This is a genomic window from Pseudomonas sp. CFBP 8772 (genome assembly GCF_014841665.1).
In the GTDB taxonomy this organism is placed as follows: Bacteria; Pseudomonadota; Gammaproteobacteria; order Pseudomonadales; family Pseudomonadaceae; genus Aquipseudomonas; species Aquipseudomonas graminis_B.
Genome location: NZ_JACYUI010000025.1, coordinates 1 through 17,473 on the forward strand (window position 1 = coordinate 1; position 17,473 = coordinate 17,473).

Here is a 17,473-nt window from a genome sequence, read left to right on the forward strand (position 1 = left end):
TGTACCGATCAATCGAACCATCAACAGCAAGGTCGAAGAGCCCTCGTTTTTCCGTCGGGAAGACTTCACCTATGATCGTGAAAATGATCGTTATCAATGCCCGACCGGCCATTTGCTGACGCTGGTTCAGTTGAACAAGGGAAAGCGTTTCTACCGCGCCAGCGCTGGCGCTTGTGGATCCTGCGCCCTTAAAAACCAATGCACCAAGACCAAATACCGCTCGATCACACGTCATGCCTATGAAGATGCATTTGAGCGAATGGCGCTGCGAATGCAGGCCCACCCGGAAATCGTCGAGGCTCGACGAAGCATCGTTGAGCACCCGTTTGGCAACCTCAAACAATGGATTTACGGCAATGGCCGGTTCCTGCTTCGCCAGCTCAAAGGTGCGCGAACGGAAATGGCGCTGGCGGTGAACGCCTACAACCTGAAAAGAGCGATCAACGTGCTGGGTGTGCGCCGAATGATGGAGTTACTGGCCTGAGGAAGGTCTTTTTCTTCTCTGTATAAATGGAAAATGCCCCGAGTTGATCGGGGCATTTTTTTTGGTTAGCTGCTGAGTAGCTGGTTTTCACACGGTCTGCGTAGGACCGGCTTTAGCCGGGAATTCGTCAGGCGTCACACCGCAAATATGACGGTGTTCGGACTGGCCTCTTCCCGACTGAAGCAGGTCCCACTGAGCGAAGCCTGGCGCAACCGCTGACGTACGCTCGCCGGTACAAACCCAACACACCCAGGACACGCCTCGCCCGGACGCTGCATAAGCCGGAGCACCGCCCCGGCATTATCCATCTGATGGGGAGTCAGTCCGATGATCACAGGCGTCAGCGGCAGCAGCCGTTATTCCAGTTACAACAGTGCCAGCACGAGCAGCACCACCAGCACCGCCAACAGCAAGAAGTTTGCCGACGATTTACTGAAGAAACTCGACGCCAACGGTGACGGCAGCGTCGACAAGGACGAGCTGAGCTCGGCGCTTTCGTCGGATTCCAAAGACGGCATCACCGTCAGCCTGAGCAAGGCGTTCGGCGATCTCGACAGCAATGACGACGACAGCCTCGACGCCGACGAACTGGCCGCACTGACGCCACCGCCGCCTCCGCCGATGCAAATGGACGCCAGCTCTGCGGAGGACGACGCGCAGAACCTGCTGAGTGCGCTGGACGGCGACGGCGACGGGACGGTGAGCAGCGCTGAACTGACCACGGCGTTGAGCAGTTCAGGCAGCAGCGCCGACAGCAATAAAGTGTTCGATGCCCTGGACACCAACAAGGACGGCACCGTCAGCCTCGACGAACTGACCGCCAGCCTGCAGACCCAACAACCGCCACCTCCGCAGTCTGCGCAAGACACCAGCGACCTGTTCAGCAGCCTGGACAGCGACAGTGACGGCAGCATCACTGCCGCCGAACTGACCAGCGCCTTGCAGGGCACGGCGAGTTCCGCCAGCGCCTCGTCCTCCAGCAGCCAGACCGCCTCGACGCAAACATCCACTTCGCACACCACCACCCAGCCCACTGAGGCACTGAACCGCATGATTGCGGCCCTCAGTGACCGCTACAACCTCAATGGCAGCGCCACGTCCGGCAAATACGTCAGCACCTCGGCCTGACGAAAAAAACCGCCCCCGAGCTCAGCCCGGTGGCGGTTTTTTATGCGCGTGTTTTTTAAGGGTGTGAGCTACTTGACCGGCTGCCGCGCGCGATTGTCTGCGACCCAGTCCAGCAGCAAGCTGTAGGCCACCGCCAGCAGCGTCGGGCCGATGAACAGACCGATGAAGCCGAATGCCAGCAGCCCGCCAAACACCCCCAGCAAGACAATCACCAACGGCAAATTCCCGCCGCGGCTGATCAGATACGGCTTGAGCACGTTATCGACGCCACTGACGATGAACGTGCCCCACAGGCCGAGAAAAATTGCCATGCCGTAATCGCCTCTCCAGGCCAGCCACGCCGTGGCCGGTATCCAGATCAACGGTGGGCCCATGGGCACAAGGCTCAGCAGGAAGGTCCCGATGCCCAGCACCAACGCGCCCGGCACGCCGGCAATCAGGAAGCCGATCAAGGCCAGCACGGCCTGGGCCGCTGCCGTGCCGATCACACCGTTGACCACCCGCTGCACCGTGCCGGCCACCAGATCGAGGTAGTACTGCGCGCGATCGCCGATCAGCCGCTCCAGCAGACTGAGCACGAACGCCGCCACGCGGGGCCCGTCGCGGTAGAAAAAGAACACGAAGACGATGCTCAGGGTCAGCTCAAGAATGCCGCCGCCGATTTGCGCACTGCGCGCCAGCAGCCAGTTGCCGACCTGACCCAGATAAGGCCGGACGCTGACCAGCAACGCCGCGCCCTGTTGGTCGATGGTGTTCCAGTAACCCACCAGCCGCTCGCCCACCAGCGGAACGCCCGCCAGCCAGGTGGGTGGATCGGGCAGCCCGTCCACTTGCACGTCCTTGACGAACGCCGTTGCATCGCGCACGTGATCCGCCAGATTGAAGCCCAGCCAGACCAGCGGCGCGAGCACCAGCACCATCCAGCCCAGGGTCAGAATCGCCGCCGCGAGGGATTCCCGCCCCTTGAGCGCACGGGTCAGCAGACGCATCAGCGGCCAACTGGCGAACGCCAGCACCGCGCCCCAGAACAGCGCCGACCAGAACGGCGCCATTACCCACAGGCAGGCGCCCAGCAGCGCGAGCAGGAGGATCTGCACCAACAGGCGATCGTTATTGAACATCGGTCATTCCGCAAAAGAGGGGTCGAATCCGCTGAGCATACCGGCGAACGGGGTGGCCTGGCACGCAGCCCGCCCCATCCCGACAGCCAGGTCAGTTTTTCAAGACAGGAATAGAGCCCGCCTCAGCGGATGAGTTCGAGGGTCAGGCCGGGTTCTTTCCGATCGCCCGCTTCCAGCCGTGCAGCCCGCACGCCTTTGCCCACCAGCGCCTGGCGCCATGCCTCGCGCTGCTCACCGGACAGCGTCACGCGCAAGGTGCTGTCCAGATTCAAACCCCGTGACAGCAAGGTGATCCAGGGCTCCTGCGGCTCTGCGGTCAGCATCGGCAGCTCCAGCTCGCCGGTGCTTTTCAGCTCGCGCAACAGGGTCGCGGACGTCGGCAGCAACTCCCCCAGCGGCGTGCCCGATTGAAATTGCTCGACGTGCAGGAACGCCCGGCGGTTACCGCGGGTGATGCCATACAACGCCACGAGGGTGTTGTCCGCCGGGGCGGGCAGGCGCAACAGCAAATAGGACTGACCGTTGTCGGCGCCATACAGCTTGGCGTTGCCGAACACCTCGTTGGCCCACAGGCTGCTTTCGCCGCAATCCCGCGCCTGGCACCAGAACAGCAACTGCGCGCCCTGCTGCTGCAGCGCTTCACGGGCGGCGGTGAACGCTTCGTCGGCGCTGTGCTCGACCGGTAATTGGTAGGTGATGGCGGTAACGTTGCCGCGCCCGGCCACCTGCCCGTCGAAGCGCAGCTGGCCGCTGATCTTGCGGATCGAGCCCGGCGGGTAGATGCGTTCCAGCTCAACGGCAGGCCGATAATCGACGATTTCCGCGTCTTCCAGTCGCGGCAGATTGGGCAAGTCCTGACTGCCGGGAACGTCAGCCGCCTGGGTAACGGCGCTGAGCCCGGTGAGCAGCAACGTCAGAGCCAGCGCATGGGTGAACGTGATGGATGCGCTCATGGCAGGGCAATCGGCAGGCAAAACAAAGCCGCGACAACGCGCGGCGAGCATGAAAATAAAACGGTGAGGCGTGGGCAGTGGTCCATCTTGCAGTCTCCTGTTTCAACTGCCCCAGCCTCGGCAGTTGCAGGTCGCAAGTCAAGGAACGGCGAAGAAGCGATTGAAACAGTCTGCAACAGAGCGCGCACCCGCCTCATCGTTGAGGTGCAGATGGTGCCCGCCCGGTAAGGACGTCACCGTAAAAGGAACGCTGGCCAGCAGCTCCCGGTTCTGCGCCAGCATGCCCTCCTCGGCAACGATCAAATGCGCCGGGCAGCGCACCGCCGCGACGAAAGACAGCGCCTGCGCTCGCGTGAGACGAATCGCCGAGGGCAATGTCAGCCGGCTGTCGCTGCGCCAGGTGTAACCACCTGGCACCGGCATCAAGCCACGCTGGGCCAACAGCTCGGCGGCCTCGCGACTGACCGCGACCATGCCTTTCATCCGCGCCTCTACTGCCCGGTCCATGTCCGAATAGACCGGCTTGCGCTTGCTCTGCTGGGTCAATTGCGCCTTCAGCGCCGCACCCATTCGTTCGACGACAGACTCCGGCTCGCCCACTGGCGGCACCAGGCCGTCGATCAAGGCCAGACGACTCACCCGCTCGGGGACAGCCGCCGCGACGATCACCGAAATGATCGCCCCCAACGAATGACCCAGCAGGGAAAACCGCTCCCAGCCCATCTGCCCCGCCACCTGCAACACATCGTGGGCATAGTCCGGCAAACCATAGGCCGAACCTGGCGGACGGTGGTCGGAGTGACCATGCCCGGCCATGTCCAGCGCCAGAATCCGCAGCCCTTCAAGCCTGGGCGCCAGGCGCGCGAAGCTGTTGGCGTTGTCCAGCCAGCCATGCAACGCAATTACCGGAATGCCGTCCTGGGGACCAAACAGATGAGCCGCCAGTTCAATATGGGGCAGGCTCAGGCGGATTTCTTCTACCGAGCAGGTCATGCGCGTGCTCGTTCAAGCGCGGCGTCTGCGTCTGGCATTGCAGTTTCGCCGTCAGCGCCGGCCGTCCAGCGGGAAAACAGCGTTTTGAGCATGTGGGCGGTGTCCTCGGGATGTTCGAGCGGGAACATATGCCCGCCGGGCACGGAAAGATACACGCCCTCGCGCATGCTTTTGACTGACAGCGCATGGTGGCGACGCACCACATCGCTGCTCTCACCGCGCACCATCGCCAACGGCACCCGCAACTGACGGGCAAGGCCGGGGCTGGTGTGGGGCACGCTACGGTAGATGCTGATTTCGGTGGCGGGATCGAAACGCAGGCGCAACCCGTCGCCATCGGCCTGCAACCCGTGGCGCAGATACGCCTCGAAGCACTCGGGATCGAAACGCCGGAACAGCGACTTGCCGGCAAAGTATTCCCGGGCCGTCTCAACGCTGCTGAACACCTCCCGGCGCCCCAAGGTCCGGCCTGCGGGCGTGATGCGATCAATGAAGCCAAAGCGCTTGGCCGCGCGAATCATCCACTGATCGAACCGCGTCAGCACTGGCGAATCAAGCATGACAACGCCCCGGTACAACTCAGGATGACGCAACGCCGCGTGATAATGCAGCACACCGCCGAGAGAATGGCCCACACCCCACACCGGTTCAGGCTGCTCGCGCACATGATGGATCAACTCATCCACCAGCTCCGGCCAGTTGTCCGTCACCGGAAATTGCGGGTTGTGGGCATGCTGGTCCAGATGACGAATCTCGAACTCAGGCCCGAGCGCCGCGAACAACTTGCCGTACGTGCCCGACGGGAAGCCATTGGCGTGAGCGAAAAACAGAAGTTGAGCCATGCCGACGCACCCAGAGCAACCAGAACAAGCCGCGATTGTGCGCACCGCCCGACAGGGGCGGCAATGACCGGAACTGCCATCGATGAGGCCACTCCGGTCATGGGCGTGTTTATCTGGGTGGGTGGCAGCGCCACGGCAGAGACGCGGAGCGTCCGGGGCGGCATTCCCACGCGGAGCGTGGGAACGATCAGATGTTAGAGCTCAGGAAATACCGGCGCCTGGACTGGCCTCTTCCCGGCTAAAGCCGGTCCCACTAACAGCGGCGCGTGCACCCCGCGGGAGTGGCTACGACTCCGATTGTAGGACCGGCTTCAGCCGGGAAGCCCTTGATCTGCTTTTGATCTTCATACGCAAAAAGCCAGGACACCACGAAACGCGACTTGGGTGCAGGCTGAACGCAGGTCTCGCGCAGTGGGCCGAGCCGCATGGATGCGGCGTGAGCGCCGTTGCGGACATGGATGTCCGTTCGGCGCGGGCCCACGGAGCGAGACCGGAGTGAAGGAACCCCGACGCAGGAGGGGCCAAACCAGGAGCAAGCACCCTTGGTTACTTGGGGTGCCTTTCCAAGTAACTCGCCGAAGGCGAAACCCGAGGCCGTTAGGCCGACGCTCTTGATCTTGGCGTCAAACGCCTCAACCATCACCGCCCGGGAGGCTGCTCACCATGGGGCACTACCGCCACGGTCAACCGGGAAATGCAACAGGCCTTGCCATCCTCCGTCGTCAAACGAATATCCCAGACATGGGTCGTGCGCCCGATATGCACCGGGTGCGCCACCGCCGTCACCCGCCCACTGCGGACCCCGCGCAAGTGGTTCGCGTTGACCTCAATCCCTACACAAAAAAACCGATCCGTATCAATCACCAGATAACTGGCCGTAGAACCCACCGTCTCCGCCAGCACCACCGAGGCGCCGCCGTGCAACAAACCGTAAGGCTGATGAGTGCGCTCATCCACCGCCATGCTCGCCGTCAGAGACAGATCGTCGACCGCCTCAAACCGAATATCCAGCACCTCACCGATGGTGTTCTTCTGCTTCGTATTAAGCGCGTCAAGATCCGGAGGGCTACGCCATACACTCATGGTTCTTCCTTGTTATTGGAGGGTTTGCACCACTTCTCTCATTCAACACCGGGAGCGCTGACAACCGCTCACCGCTGCCATCATTCAGCGTGCCGAACATCCACCAGTTCCATCGCGCCAGCAAGCGGCAAATCCGCCTCAAGCTGAGCAAGACTGGCGGTGTGCATCGGTTGCGCCTGCTGCAACGAGCCATGTACCGCCAGCCCGATCAACGTGCCCACCAACGGTTGATGACTGACCAGCAAGACATTCTCCGCACTGTACGCACTCAGTTGCTCGAGCACCTTGTGCGGATTGCAGTCGGGCGTCAGCCACGGCACGGTCACGATGGCCTCCGTGAACCCAAGCGCTTGACGGACCAACTCGGCGGTCTGTTGCGCACGCACATACGGGCTCGCGATGATCCGCTGCACGGGCTGCCCCATCAGGTGAGCGGCACTGCGCAAAACCTCTTCGCGACCATTGGCGGTCAGCTCCCGCTCGGCGTCCGTAGGGGCCTGAGGTTTCGCCTCGCCATGGCGCAGAATCCAGACCTTCACAGTTTTGGCCCTTCGCCCGGCGTGGACGGCGGCGTAACCGGTGCGGATGGCGATGTGTCGGCAGCCGCGGGCGAGGTGTCGGGAACCACCGGCGGGGTTTCGGAGCCAGGTTGCGGCGTGTCGGAAACCGGTGGCGTCGCAGCAGGAACCGGCTGCGGCGTCACGGGTGCCGGAGACGGCGTGGCTGCAGCGGGTTGCGGAGCAGAAGGCGCCGGTTGCGGCTTGACCGTGACAACGTGTGGCGCCTCGCCTTCAGGCGCACGCGGCGTTGGCCAATCGGCGAACGGCCACGGCTTCTGATCGGTGTGGAAGGTGCCGAAGCGGCCTATCTGCGCCAGGTACTGGCTCAGACTGTCGCCAAATGACATCACGCTGAGGCTCGGGGCGCCGTTGAAAAGCCGGTAAACCAGCTGCACCAGGACGGCCACCGCCAGAACCACTTCCGCCACCTGCCAGACCAGCACAAACAGCACCATCCACAGGATGCGCAGCAGGATCGATTCGTGTTGCTTGAGTTTTGATTCGTTCAAGAGCTTCTCCGTGTGGGGATCAGTTGAAACCACTGGTTGAAATGAAATCGACGTCGGTCTTGGGCTCGGCGCGCATCAGCAGCTCGATGACCTGCTCCAGCGTGCGGCCCTCGAACAGAATGGCGTGCAGCCCGGCCACCAGCGGCATGTAAACCTGCAACTCCTGCGCTTTGGTCTTCAGCACCTTGAGCGTGTTGACGCCCTCGGCGACTTCACCCAGCCGGGTCACCGCTTCGTCGAGGCTCAGGCCCTGCCCCAGGGCAAAACCGACCTGGTAATTGCGGCTCTTCGGCGAGGAGCAGGTGACGATCAGATCGCCGACCCCGGCCAGGCCCAGGAAAGTCATGGGATTGGCGCCCTGACTGACCGCAAAACGGGTCATTTCCGCCAGCGCGCGAGTGATCAGCATGCTTTTGGTGTTCTCGCCCATGTTCAGCGCCACCGCCATACCGGCGATGATGGCGTAGACGTTTTTGAGCGCGCCGCCCAGCTCCACGCCAAAACGGTCGGCGCTGGCGTACACGCGGAACGTGCGGCCGTGCAGCGCAGCCTGAACCTGCTGACAGAGGTCCTCATCTTCGCTGGCGACCACCGTGGCGGTCAGGGCGTGCTCGGCGATTTCGCGGGCCAGGTTGGGGCCGGACAACACGCCGATTCGCGCAGCGGGCGCGATGTCCTCAAGGATCTCGCTCATGAGCTTGAAGGTGTCGGCCTCGATGCCCTTGGTCAGGCTGACCAGCATTTTCCCCGCGAGCAGGTCGACGTGCGGGGTCAGTACGCCACGCAGGGCACTGGACGGCAACGCGACGAAAACCAGTTGACTGTCTTGCAACGTGGCGTGCAGGTCAGTGACCGGCTCAACGCCTTCGAGCACCTTGATGCCCTTGAGGTAGCGCGGGTTCTCGCGATTGACGCGAATCGCCTCGGCCTGCTCCGGATCGCGCATCCACTGCGTCACCCGATGACCATTGCCGGCCAACAGATTGGCCACTGCGGTCCCGAAGCTGCCGCCGCCAAGGACCGCTATTGGTTGCTGCTGGGTCATAAAACAATCCATTCAGGGCCATCACATCTGGCGATGCAGGCATTATACGGAGCCCCAGGCTCGCGGCCAGCGGCAAAAGGTGACCCCACGAACTTACAGGCCATCCCCCACTCTTGCCGAGGAAATTGCCCACAGCTCGGTTAAGATGCGTCCCTGAGATGAAAATTCCTCAATGGCGCCGATGAGCTATCGTCAGGGTGCTCCCGAAGAGATCCGTCACATGACACCAAGCGTCCACCGCCCGTCCCCCGTCAGGCTTCGCCATGCCTGAACATCGGCAAACCCTCCGGGCGCAGACCGCCGGAACCCCCTCGTGACGGCTCAACGCGGCTGGAACATCAGCACCCGGACGCAGATCCTCAGCCTGGGCCCGGCGTTATTACTGACCTTGTTGCTGATCAGCTTCTTCACCGTGGTGCGGATTCAGGACCTGCGACAGGAGCTCAATCACACCGGGCAACTCATCGCCAACCAGCTGGCCCCCGCCTCGGAGTACGGCGTCATCGTCGGCAATAACGCGGTGCTCGAAAACCTCATGAACGCCACGATGAACACGCCCCACGTGCGTTTTCTCGAAGTGCGCGACAGTGCCGGAAAGGTACTCGTTCATGTCGAACCCGCCGCGGAACAGGGGCATTCGCGGCAAATGGAAGTGTTCCAGGCGCCCATCCGCCTGCAGCCAGCCCGATCTGCACAGCCGATCGAGGATGCCAATAAGGCCGTTTCCGATAACGCCATCAGCGTGCCGGTCGAAGGCTATCTGGGACGGGTGCTGGTGGGCATGTCCAGTGACGCCTTCAATCAGCGCGAGCAGGAGATACTGCTGAAAGCGGGTGTGCTGGCGATGTTCGCCCTTCTGTTTACTTACATGCTGGCCAGACGTCTGTCGCTGAGCCTGTCCCAGCCGATCAGCGCCATGAGCGCGGCGGTGAAGGCCATCCAGCGTGGCGATTACTCGGCGCCGCTGCCCGTTGCAGATGATGCCGAGCTGGGCGATCTGGCGCGGCACATCAACAATCTGGCTTTGGGCCTGGAGAAGGCCAGCCGCGAGCAGAAGCAAGCGATGGACGAGCTCATCCGCACCCGCGAAGAAGCCGAACGCGCCAATAATGCCAAGTCCGAATTCCTGGCCATGATGAGCCACGAGCTGCGCACGCCCATGAATGGCGTGCTGGGTATGCTGCAGTTGATGGAAACCACGAAGATGACCGACGAGCAGGCCGAATACGCCGCGCTGGCCATGGAATCCACCGAACACCTGCTGCGCGTTATCAACGACATTCTGGATTTCTCCCGCTTCGAACGCGATGCGCTGGAGTTGGAAAGCATTCCATTCAACCTCGCCGACCTGATCAGCACCTCGGTTCAGGCGTTTGCCCACAACGCGCAGCAGCGCGGTCTGGCACTGGAACTGGAGTTACCGCCTTCGATGGAGGCGTTGCAGGTGACCGGCGACCCTACGCGCATCCGGCAGATCCTGGTCAACCTGATCGGCAATGCGCTGAAATTCACCGAATGTGGCAGCGTGCGCGTCGAGGCGGGTTTCACCCTCGCCGACCCCCACCACGTTCGGTTTACCTGCGCGGTACGCGACAGCGGCATCGGGATTTCTCCCGACCTGCTGGAATCGATGTTCGACGCGTTTCAGCAAGCGGACAACTCCATCTCCCGACGCTACGGCGGCACTGGCCTGGGCCTGCCCATTGCGCGCAATCTGGCCGAACGCATGGGCGGGTCGCTGCAGGCGCAGAGCAGCGAGGGACTGGGCTCGGTGTTCCAGCTGCAAATCCCGCTGCAGCGGGTTCAACAGCCGGTGATCGAACCCGCATCAGGCGCCGTGGCTGAATTGCCCCAGAGCCGCGATGCCTGCGTGTTGCTGGTCGAGGACAACCCGGTGAACCGCACGGTGGTCGAGGCAATGCTGCGCAGCCTGGGTTTGCAGGTGAGCGTGGCGGCGGATGGCCTTGAAGCGGTGAACATGGCCAGTCGGGAGCGCTTCGCGCTGATCCTGATGGATTGCCGGCTGCCGGTCATGGATGGCTACGAGGCGACGCGCCGAATCCGACTGCTGCCGGGGCTGACGACGCTGCCCATCATTGCCCTGACCGCCAACGCTCAGCACGGCGACCGGGACATTTGTCTGCAAGCCGGAATGAACGATTACCTGGCCAAGCCGTTCAAACGTACTGATTTACAGCAGGTTTTGCAGCGTTGGCTGACCATTAAGCCACCTGCGACTGGCGGTAAATGATAAATTCCGGCAGTCTTGTGTGCCGATTCGACCCACGCCAACGCGCGGACGAAAAATTTCAGTGCACAGGTGTACATTCATTTCACCCGTGCTGTGACTTTCACTACAACGCAATAGTCTATGAGTAGGCTGCCAGCAGAGGGATGACCCGCTGGCCAGATTGGGTACGTAACGCCACACCCTGCCGCACAGGATTATCGAGGAGCTCGCATGACCAAACAAAACGCCTTTACCCGGGAAGACCTGCTGCGCTGCAGTCGCGGCGAGCTGTTCGGCCCAGGTAACGCGCAATTGCCCGCCCCCAACATGCTGATGGTTGATCGCATCACCCACATCAGTGAAGAAGGCGGCAAGTTCGGCAAAGGTGAATTGGTCGCCGAACTCGATATCACCCCGGACCTGTGGTTCTTCGCCTGTCACTTCGAAGGTGACCCGGTGATGCCAGGTTGCCTGGGCCTCGACGCCATGTGGCAACTGGTCGGCTTCTTCCTGGGCTGGCAAGGCCTGCCGGGCCGCGGTCGCGCACTGGGCTCGGGTGAAGTGAAATTCTTCGGCCAGGTCCTGCCGACTGCCAAGAAGGTCACCTACAACATTCACATCAAGCGCGTCCTCAAAGGCAAGCTGAACCTGGCGATCGCCGACGGTTCGGTCAGCGTGGACGGCCGTGAAATCTATACCGCTGAAGGCCTGCGTGTCGGCGTCTTCACTTCCACTGAAAATTTCTAAGGGTATTCGCATGCGCCGCGTCGTTATCACTGGTCTGGGCATTGTTTCCTGCTTGGGCAATGACAAAGACACCGTCTCCGCCAACCTGCGTGCAACTCGCCCTGGCATCCGTTTCAATCCGGAATACGCCGAAATGGGTCTGCGCAGCCAGGTGTCGGGCTCCATCGACCTCAACCTTGAAGAGCTGATCGATCGCAAGATCTTCCGCTTTGTGGGCCACGCCGCTGCCTATGCCTACCTGGCGATGAAAGACGCTGTCACCGACTCCGGCCTGACCGAAGAGCAGGTGTCCAACCCGCGTACCGGTCTGATTGCCGGCTCGGGCGGCGCATCGACGCTGAACCAGATGGAAGCGCTGGATATCCTGCGCGAGAAAGGCGTCAAGCGCGTCGGCCCCTACCGCGTGACCCGCACCATGAGCAGCACGGTATCGGCGTGTCTGGCGACGCCATTCAAGATCAAGGGCCTGAACTACTCCATCGCGTCTGCCTGCGCCACCAGTGCTCACTGCATTGGCACCGCCATGGAACAGATTCAGATGGGCAAGCAGGACATCGTGTTTGCCGGCGGTGGCGAAGAGGAGCACTGGAGCCAGTCGTTCCTGTTCGACGCCATGGGCGCGCTGTCCAGCAAACGCAACGACACCCCGGAACAGGCTTCCCGTGCCTACGATGCTGACCGTGACGGTTTCGTCATTGCCGGCGGCGGCGGCATGGTCGTGGTCGAGGAGCTGGAACACGCTCTCGCCCGTGGCGCGAAGATCTACGCGGAGCTGGTTGGCTACGGCGCCACGTCCGACGGTTACGACATGGTCGCTCCGAGCGGCGAAGGCGCCATCCGCTGCATGCAGCAGGCGCTGTCCACGGTTGATGGCACCATCGACTACCTGAACACCCACGGCACTTCCACTCCGGTCGGCGACGTCAAGGAAATGGAAGGCGTGCGTGAAGTGTTCGGCGACAAGGCCCCGGCGATCAGCTCCACCAAGAGCCTGTCGGGTCACTCCCTGGGCGCCGCCGGCGTTCATGAAGCGATCTATTGCATGCTGATGATGGAAGGCAACTTCATGGCCGGTTCGGCCAACATCGACGAGCTGGACCCAGCCGTTGCCGACATGCCGATCCTGACCAAGACCCGCGAAAACACCGAGCTGAATCTGGTGATGAGCAACAGCTTCGGCTTTGGCGGCACCAACGCCACCCTGGTAATGAAGCGCTGGACTGGCAAGTAATCCAGTCAGTTGCAGACAAAAGGCGCCCCTCGGGGCGCCTTTTTTGTGGCCGGTTAAAATGCATTGGCTCGGACCTGATTTCGCAGGACCGGCTTTGGCCGGGAACACATCGGGCGTCACGCCGCAGGATTGCCAGTGCCCAGACCGGCCCCTTCCCGGCTGAAGCCGGTCCTACAACCGAACCGAAAGAGAGAACGCCATCATGCTTACCATCATTCCCCGCGCTGAAGACGTCGAAGGCCAACCGATCCTGCGTCCCCTCCCCGCTGCGCGATGCCGGAGCGTGGGGCCTTTTGTGTTTTTCGACCACATGCTGGAGACTGCCTACGCGCCCGGCACCGGCATGGACATCCGTCAGCACCCGCACATCGGCCTCTCGACACTGACCTACCTGTTCGAAGGCGAGATCCGACACAAGGACAGCCTCGGCAGTGATCAGCACGTCAGACCCGGCGAGGTCAGCTGGATGACCGCCGGCAGCGCCATCGCCCACATCGAGCGCACGCCCGAAGCGCTGCACGCCAGCGGCTCGCGACTGCATGGCCTGCAAGTCTGGCTGGCGTCGCCCAAGTCCCATGAGCAAGGGGCCGGACATTACAGCCATCACCCCGCCCACACACTGCCGGTCAGCGACGGCATGGGCATTCGTATCCGCCTGATTGCTGGCGAAGGCTTTTGCCTGAAGTCGCCTGTGCCGGTGCTGTCGCCCACCCTTTACGCCGAACTGAACATGCAGACCGCGACAACGCTGCGAATCCCGGCCGAGCACGAGGAGCGCGCCCTGTACGTGATCGAAGGTGAGCTGCTGCTGGACGCCGAGCCGGTGCAGCCGCGCAGCCTGGTGGTGCTGGATGCAGGGAGCGAGCCGACGCTGTGTGCGGAAAGCGAATGCCACGCGGTACTGATTGGCGGTGCGCCCCTGGATGGGCCGAGAAGGATGAACTGGAATTTCGTCGCCAGCGATCCGGCACTGATTGAACAGGCCAGGGCGAAATGGGCGGCTGGGGACTGGCCGACCGTGCCGGGGGAAGTAGAGCGGATTGAATTGCCGGTGGGCAGCAGGCCGAAACGCTGATTGGCTGCGGCCTGCCCGGACTCTGTGGGAGTGACCGGAGGGGCACTCTCACAACAGTTAAAACATCACATTAGCCCGCGAACACTTCATCCAGCAGGTTGTGCATCGAGGTAAACGCACGCTTCGAAACGGTCGGGTTGTACATCTGCACGCCCGGGTTGTTGGCGTGCGGGTCGGTGAAGGAATGGAACGCGCCGCCGTAGCTAAGCAGTTGCCAGTCGACATTGGCAGCGTTCATTTCAGCTTCAAACGCCGGCAGTTGCTCCTTCGGCACCAGAGGGTCGGACGCGCCGTGCATCACCAGCACCTTGCCCTTGATGTTGTTGGCGTCAGCCGGGTTCGGCGTGTCGAGGGTGCCATGGAAGGACACCGCTGCCTTCAACGGTGCACCGGTGCGCGCCAGTTCCAGCGCGCAGCAACCGCCGAAGCAGAAGCCAAACGCCGCCAGCCGGGACGTGTCGACGGTGGCAATGGTCTGCGCGGTCAGTTGATCCAGTGCAGCCTTCATGCGCGTGTTCAACCGCACGCGATCATTTTTCAACGGCATCATGGCAGCCGCCGCTTCATCGCCATTGGACGGGCGCACCTGCTGGCCATACAGGTCCGCCAGCAACACTACATAGCCCTTCGCCGCCACGTCTTTGGCAATCTGCTCGGCATCTGTGCTGACACCCATCCAGTTAGGCGCCATCACCAGACCCGGTAAGGCCTGACCGCCTTCGGCGAAGACCAGACGACTCTCGTAGCTCACGCCATCGATCTCATACACGATGGACTGCACGGTCACATTGCTCATAGCGAACTCCTGCTGATAAGGATGGAGGGAGATTAAATGACAAAACCCGCCGAAGCGGGTTCTGCCGTGACGCTGATGTTAAACCGAGAGCTCAACCAACAACTTGTTCAGACGGCGCACGTAGGCCGCCGGATCTTTCAAGCTGTCGCCGGCCGCCAGTGCAGCCTGGTCGAACAGGATGTGCGACAGATCACCGAAGCGGTCTTCATTCTGCTCGTTGTCCAGCTTGCCGATCAGCGGGTGCGACGGGTTGAATTCGAAGATTGGCTTGGAGTCCGGCACCTTCTGACCGCTGGCTTCCAGAATCTGACGCATCTGCAGACCCAGGTCCTGCTCGCCAATCGCCAGAATTGCCGGCGAATCGGTCAGACGGTGGGAAACCCGCACTTCGCTAACAGCTTCACCCAGCGCCGTTTTCAGGCGTTCGATCAGGCCTTCCTTGTCCTTGGCGACTTCTTCCTGGGCCTTCTTGTCCTCTTCGGAATCAAGCTTGCCCAGATCCAGGTCACCGCGTGCCACGTCGACAAAGCCCTTGCCGTCGAAGTCGCTCAGGTAGCTCATCAGCCACTCGTCGATGCGGTCGGTCAGCAGCAGCACTTCGATGCCTTTCTTGCGGAAGACTTCGAGGTGCGGGCTGTTCTTGACCTGCGCGTAGCTTTCGCCGGTGAGGAAGTAGATCTTGTCCTGACCTTCCTTGGCGCGCGACAGGTAGTCGGCCAACGACACGCTTTGCTCGCCGCCGTCGTCGGAGGTCGACGCGAAGCGCAACAGGCCGGCTATTTTTTCTTTGTTGGCGAAGTCTTCGGCCGGCCCTTCTTTCAGCACCTGACCGAAGTTTTTCCAGAAGCCTTTGTATTCTTCCGGCTGGTTTTTCGCCAGCTTCTCCAGCATGTCCAGCACGCGCTTGGTCAGGGCGGACTTCATCGAATCGATGATCGGATCTTTCTGCAGGATTTCACGGGACACGTTCAGGGACAGGTCGTTGGAATCGACCACGCCCTTGATGAAGCGCAGGTACAGCGGCAGGAACGATTCCGCCTGGTCCATGACAAATACGCGCTGCACGTACAGCTTCAGGCCGCGCGGTGCTTCGCGCTGGTACAGATCGAACGGCGCGCGGGCCGGCACGTACAACAGCGAGCTGTATTCCAGCTTGCCTTCAACCTTGTTGTGGCTCCAGCTCAGCGGGTTCTCGAAATCGTGGGCGATGTGCTTGTAGAACTCCTGGTATTCCTCGTCCTTGACCTCAGTACGCGGACGGGTCCACAGGGCGCTGGCACGGTTGACGGTTTCCCACTCTTCAACAGGCTCGGCTTCGCCTTCGACCGGCGCCTGTTCTTTCGGCAGCTGGATCGGCAGGGCGATGTGGTCGGAGTACTTTTTGATGATGTTACGCAGACGGAAGCCGTCAGCGAACTCGTCTTCGGCGCTCTTGAGGTGCAGCACGATGCGCGTACCGCGATCGGCTTTCTCGATCGTGGCGACTTCGAACTCGCCCTCGCCTTTCGACGACCAGTGCACACCTTCGCTGGCGGACAGGCCGGCGCGACGGGTGAACACTTCGACTTGATCGGCAACGATGAACGCGGAGTAGAAGCCGACACCGAACTGGCCGATCAGGTGGGAATCTTTCTTCTGATCACCGGACAGGTTCTTCATGAAGTCGGCGGTGCCGGACTTCGCGATGGTGCCCAGATGCGTGATGACATCTTCGCGGCTCATGCCGATGCCGTTGTCTTCCAGGGTAACGGTCTTGGCATCCTTGTCGTAGCTGACTCGGATCTTCAGCTCGGCGCCGCCTTCCAGCAGCTCAGGCTTGGACAGCGCCTCGAAGCGCAGCTTGTCCACCGCGTCAGACGCGTTGGAAATCAGCTCGCGAAGGAAAATTTCCTTGTTCGAGTACAGCGAATGGATCATGAGGTGCAGCAGCTGCTTCACCTCGGTCTGGAAGCCCAGGGTTTCCTTTTGAGTTTCCACACTCATGGTCATCAAACTCCAATCAGTCCACACAAATAGGGGGAGCTGCTCGAAACGCCCAAGGCGGCTCGGAGCAGCGCGTTGTCATCAAGGTGGGGGCTGGGGAGACGATTTCAAGGGACAGGCGTGCGGTCAGTGCAGAATCTTCACCCTCTGAAAATCTTCGGGCCGCCGATCTCATGGCTGAGGACGGCGCACAAACGATCACAGTCTCTCTTCGGCTCAGTGATTACGTCGCCGGGACGCTTATGTATTTATCCCGACGGAACATGGAACTAACCTAATAACCGAGTGCTCGAAGGCACGTTGATGACCAATAAGGAGAAACACCCCATGCGTAAATCTTTAGCTATTGCCCTGATGCTTTCTGCCACTCTGGGCCTCGCCGCCTGTGACAAAAAATCCGAAGATAAACAGCAAGATGCAAACAAGGCTGCCGAGCAGTCGCAAGAATCGATGCAAAAAGCGCAAGACAAAGTGAACGACGCTGCCAAAGAAAGTCAGGAAGCCGCTCAAAAGAACGCTGAAGCCGCTCAAGAGCGCGCTAAAGAAGCGAACCAGGCAGCACCTGCAACTAAGCAGTAAGTTTCCAGAGTTTCAAAAAACAAAGCCCGCATTAAGCGTAATGCTGTTCACTTAAGCGGAGCAGCCTTGCGGTCTACCGGAAACCGGGTTTTTGAAATTTTCACCGTCCTTGGC

At 61.5% G+C, this 17,473-nt stretch carries 15 protein-coding genes and 3 pseudogenes; 8 read left to right on the top strand and 10 right to left on the bottom strand.

Going from position 1 to position 17,473, the window contains the following annotated elements:
* Together IFT99_RS25725 and xopAW are read left to right on the top strand one after the other, a co-directional pair.
* Positions 1-484, top strand: a 484-nt coding sequence (locus tag IFT99_RS25725; protein WP_192136095.1) for a transposase, incomplete at its 5' end; no start/stop codon positions are given.
* A gap of 327 nt (positions 485-811) precedes the next feature.
* Complete coding sequence (gene xopAW, locus IFT99_RS25730) at positions 812-1,612, top strand: XopAW family type III secretion system calcium-binding effector (protein ID WP_192136097.1); 801 nt, start codon at positions 812-814, stop codon at positions 1,610-1,612.
* Between the two features lie 68 nt (positions 1,613-1,680).
* Here the strand turns inward: xopAW and IFT99_RS25735 are convergent, their stop codons facing one another.
* The 8 genes and pseudogenes from IFT99_RS25735 to IFT99_RS25770 all read right to left on the bottom strand — a co-directional run bounded on the left by IFT99_RS25735 (position 1,681) and on the right by IFT99_RS25770 (position 8,718).
* A complete protein-coding gene (locus IFT99_RS25735) occupies positions 1,681-2,733 on the bottom strand; it encodes an AI-2E family transporter (RefSeq protein WP_065986311.1) in 1,053 nt (350 codons plus the stop codon).
* A gap of 122 nt (positions 2,734-2,855) precedes the next feature.
* Positions 2,856-3,686: a DUF4892 domain-containing protein gene (locus IFT99_RS25740; protein ID WP_192136099.1), complete on the bottom strand. Its 831-nt coding sequence runs from the start codon at positions 3,684-3,686 to the stop codon at positions 2,856-2,858.
* Between the two features lie 138 nt (positions 3,687-3,824).
* A complete protein-coding gene (locus IFT99_RS25745; RefSeq protein WP_192136101.1) occupies positions 3,825-4,679 on the bottom strand; it encodes an alpha/beta fold hydrolase in 855 nt (284 codons plus the stop codon).
* Positions 4,676-5,521, bottom strand: coding sequence for an alpha/beta fold hydrolase (locus IFT99_RS25750; RefSeq protein WP_192136103.1), 846 nt, complete (start codon positions 5,519-5,521; stop codon positions 4,676-4,678). Before IFT99_RS25750 ends, IFT99_RS25745 begins: the two co-directional genes overlap by 4 nt.
* Positions 5,522-6,160: 639 nt before the next feature.
* Positions 6,161-6,604 (bottom strand): hotdog fold thioesterase, encoded by a 444-nt coding sequence (locus tag IFT99_RS25755; protein ID WP_192136105.1) that lies wholly within the window; start codon positions 6,602-6,604, stop codon positions 6,161-6,163.
* An 80-nt stretch (positions 6,605-6,684) separates the two neighbouring features.
* Entirely contained in the window at positions 6,685-7,143 is a 459-nt protein-coding gene (sixA, locus tag IFT99_RS25760) for a phosphohistidine phosphatase SixA (protein WP_065986306.1), read from the bottom strand.
* Positions 7,144-7,352: 209 nt separating this feature from the next.
* Positions 7,353-7,673, bottom strand: a pseudogene (locus IFT99_RS25765) (DUF4389 domain-containing protein); the annotation flags it as partial.
* 19 nt (positions 7,674-7,692) lie between these two features.
* Positions 7,693-8,718, bottom strand: coding sequence for an NAD(P)H-dependent glycerol-3-phosphate dehydrogenase (locus tag IFT99_RS25770; protein ID WP_192136107.1), 1,026 nt, complete (start codon positions 8,716-8,718; stop codon positions 7,693-7,695).
* 313 nt (positions 8,719-9,031) lie between these two features.
* Between IFT99_RS25770 and IFT99_RS25775 the strand changes: the two are divergent.
* The 5 genes and pseudogenes from IFT99_RS25775 to IFT99_RS25790 form a co-directional block, all read left to right on the top strand.
* Positions 9,032-10,520: pseudogene (locus IFT99_RS25775) on the top strand (ATP-binding protein); the annotation flags it as partial.
* A gap of 68 nt (positions 10,521-10,588) precedes the next feature.
* Positions 10,589-10,969: pseudogene (locus tag IFT99_RS27005) on the top strand (response regulator); the annotation flags it as partial.
* 210 nt (positions 10,970-11,179) lie between these two features.
* Positions 11,180-11,695 carry a 3-hydroxyacyl-[acyl-carrier-protein] dehydratase FabA gene (fabA, locus tag IFT99_RS25780; protein ID WP_065986303.1) on the top strand — a complete coding sequence of 172 codons (516 nt, stop codon included), beginning with the start codon at positions 11,180-11,182 and terminating at the stop codon, positions 11,693-11,695.
* Positions 11,696-11,705: 10 nt separating this feature from the next.
* Positions 11,706-12,926: a beta-ketoacyl-ACP synthase I gene (gene fabB / locus IFT99_RS25785; protein WP_065986302.1), complete on the top strand. Its 1,221-nt coding sequence runs from the start codon at positions 11,706-11,708 to the stop codon at positions 12,924-12,926.
* A gap of 202 nt (positions 12,927-13,128) precedes the next feature.
* Entirely contained in the window at positions 13,129-14,001 is an 873-nt protein-coding gene (locus tag IFT99_RS25790) for a pirin family protein (protein WP_192136117.1), read from the top strand.
* Between the two features lie 70 nt (positions 14,002-14,071).
* On the opposite strand, the gene IFT99_RS25795 is transcribed toward IFT99_RS25790, so the two are convergent.
* The gene (locus IFT99_RS25795) at positions 14,072-14,797 is read right to left on the bottom strand and encodes a dienelactone hydrolase family protein (protein ID WP_192136119.1); all 726 of its coding nucleotides are present in this window, start codon (positions 14,795-14,797) and stop codon (positions 14,072-14,074) included.
* A 78-nt stretch (positions 14,798-14,875) separates the two neighbouring features.
* A complete protein-coding gene (gene htpG, locus IFT99_RS25800; protein ID WP_192136121.1) occupies positions 14,876-16,780 on the bottom strand; it encodes a molecular chaperone HtpG in 1,905 nt (634 codons plus the stop codon).
* Between the two features lie 327 nt (positions 16,781-17,107).
* Between htpG and IFT99_RS25805 the strand changes: the two genes are divergently transcribed.
* Entirely contained in the window at positions 17,108-17,359 is a 252-nt protein-coding gene (locus tag IFT99_RS25805; protein ID WP_065986299.1) for a hypothetical protein, read from the top strand.
* Positions 17,360-17,473 lie beyond the last annotated feature (114 nt).

Excerpts from the sequence above, each read along its gene's own strand:
- xopAW (WP_192136097.1), top strand. The coding sequence starts at position 812 with ATGATCACAGGCGTCAGCGGCAGCAGCCGTTATTCCAGTTACAACAGT.
- IFT99_RS25735 (WP_065986311.1), bottom strand. The coding sequence starts at position 2,733 with ATGTTCAATAACGATCGCCTGTTGGTGCAGATCCTCCTGCTCGCGCTG.
- IFT99_RS25740 (WP_192136099.1), bottom strand. The coding sequence starts at position 3,686 with ATGAGCGCATCCATCACGTTCACCCATGCGCTGGCTCTGACGTTGCTG.
- IFT99_RS25745 (WP_192136101.1), bottom strand. The coding sequence starts at position 4,679 with ATGACCTGCTCGGTAGAAGAAATCCGCCTGAGCCTGCCCCATATTGAA.
- IFT99_RS25750 (WP_192136103.1), bottom strand. The coding sequence starts at position 5,521 with ATGGCTCAACTTCTGTTTTTCGCTCACGCCAATGGCTTCCCGTCGGGC.
- IFT99_RS25755 (WP_192136105.1), bottom strand. The coding sequence starts at position 6,604 with ATGAGTGTATGGCGTAGCCCTCCGGATCTTGACGCGCTTAATACGAAG.
- IFT99_RS25770 (WP_192136107.1), bottom strand. The coding sequence starts at position 8,718 with ATGACCCAGCAGCAACCAATAGCGGTCCTTGGCGGCGGCAGCTTCGGG.
- fabA (WP_065986303.1), top strand. The coding sequence starts at position 11,180 with ATGACCAAACAAAACGCCTTTACCCGGGAAGACCTGCTGCGCTGCAGT.
- fabB (WP_065986302.1), top strand. The coding sequence starts at position 11,706 with ATGCGCCGCGTCGTTATCACTGGTCTGGGCATTGTTTCCTGCTTGGGC.
- IFT99_RS25790 (WP_192136117.1), top strand. The coding sequence starts at position 13,129 with ATGCTTACCATCATTCCCCGCGCTGAAGACGTCGAAGGCCAACCGATC.
- IFT99_RS25795 (WP_192136119.1), bottom strand. The coding sequence starts at position 14,797 with ATGAGCAATGTGACCGTGCAGTCCATCGTGTATGAGATCGATGGCGTG.
- htpG (WP_192136121.1), bottom strand. The coding sequence starts at position 16,780 with ATGAGTGTGGAAACTCAAAAGGAAACCCTGGGCTTCCAGACCGAGGTG.
- IFT99_RS25805 (WP_065986299.1), top strand. The coding sequence starts at position 17,108 with ATGCGTAAATCTTTAGCTATTGCCCTGATGCTTTCTGCCACTCTGGGC.